The organism is Oleiphilus sp. HI0061 (assembly GCF_001635675.1).
This window is the reverse complement of record NZ_LWFE01000572.1, coordinates 1-1,167: the sequence shown is the minus strand read 5'-3', so window position 1 is coordinate 1,167 and position 1,167 is coordinate 1. Positions and strand designations below refer to the sequence as shown.

Annotated in this window: 3 protein-coding genes; 2 read left to right on the top strand and 1 reads right to left on the bottom strand. The window is 43.6% G+C overall.

Features of this window, described 5'->3' with window-relative positions:
* Window positions 1-380, top strand: a 380-nt coding sequence (locus tag A3735_RS07520; protein WP_197485739.1) for a TolC family protein, incomplete at its 5' end; no start/stop codon positions are given.
* Window positions 377-607, top strand: coding sequence for a hypothetical protein (locus A3735_RS07515; RefSeq protein WP_156499503.1), 231 nt, complete (start codon window positions 377-379; stop codon window positions 605-607). The genes A3735_RS07520 and A3735_RS07515, both read left to right, overlap by 4 nt.
* A gap of 325 nt (window positions 608-932) precedes the next feature.
* Here A3735_RS07515 and A3735_RS31750 read toward each other — a convergent pair.
* On the bottom strand, window positions 933-1,167 hold a 235-nt coding region (locus tag A3735_RS31750; protein ID WP_231882484.1), incomplete at its 5' end, for a hypothetical protein.

The following is a 1,167-nucleotide window of genomic DNA, read 5'->3' as shown; positions in this document are numbered from 1 at the left end:
AGGCTGCTCTGCGTGTTAAGCGGGCAGGGTATAGCATGGAAGATGCGCAGCGTGAGTTAAGCTTAGCGGCTGAGCAGGCTTGGCATCGTTACCAGAGTTTATCGACTCGTTACGCCTTACTTCAGGATTATGCAGAATCGGCAGAAAACACTAAGCGAGCCTACATTAAGCAGTTTGATATTGGCCAGCGAAGCTTGATTGATCTGCTGGATGCCGAGAATGAACTATTAAATGCTAAGCGTTTAAGTAGTGAGGCGCGATATGACTTGTATTTGATTAAGTATGAGCTGTTGTACCTGCAGGGTAGTTTGCTGGATCACTTGTCTCAAAATATTACGATATCCCCTAAAGTAACTAAGTTCCTGGACGAAAGGGCATGATGATGGATCAGCAAGAAAAGGAGGCTTTATTTTTAGCGCTGCAGAATAGCGATGCTGACTTGGCCAGAGTGACGGAAGATCTCATCTCCTTGCTGGTGCAGAAAGGTATTATTTTGTTTACCGAACTGCCTAGCGCAGTACAGGCTAAGCTTGTTGATAGAGAAAAGCTGAGAGAAAAATTGGGCCAGGTGAATGTGTCTATATTATCGGAGGGCGATACGCTCTAATTTTATATGTATCGGCTCAAAGCCGATTTTACAGCTTGTAATACAGAGCGCGACATGACCAAACAAAATATCAAAGCCTTGAAAGTTCGCTAAGTTGACGTTCAAGCCCCCCCCCAAAAAAAAACCAGTCATTCCTGCGTAGGCGGGAATCCAGTGTCTTGATTAATAGGCAGCATTTGAAGCTACAGAAGTAATCGAATTAATAAGGTTTCGGTCAAAAACAATGGATCCCCGCCTACGCGAGGATGACTACTGTGGTGAGCATTCCTTGGGGGATGAATTCTAGAATAAGGTAACCCAGGAAGTTCTGGAAGTTCAAATCGTTTCAACGTCCGTTAAAGCATACTATTCGACCAAATTCATACTTGGTACCAAGGTTTTCTTCTGGTGTCTGCACGACTAAGCCATGCTCTGGTCGCAATCTGTTTTTCAATAAGTCAGTTCGAGTGCTGCGTTTACACTTTACAGTGCCTAGAGTTTCAACTCTCTTAAGTAATGAGGTTGTTGTCTTGAAGATTTTGCTGAGTAATTTGCTGTAAAATCTCGCTTGCACTTGTATT

Bases quoted from the DNA above. Each gene is read 5' to 3' on its own strand.
- A3735_RS07515 (WP_156499503.1), top strand. From the start codon at position 377: ATGATGATGGATCAGCAAGAAAAGGAGGCTTTATTTTTAGCGCTGCAG.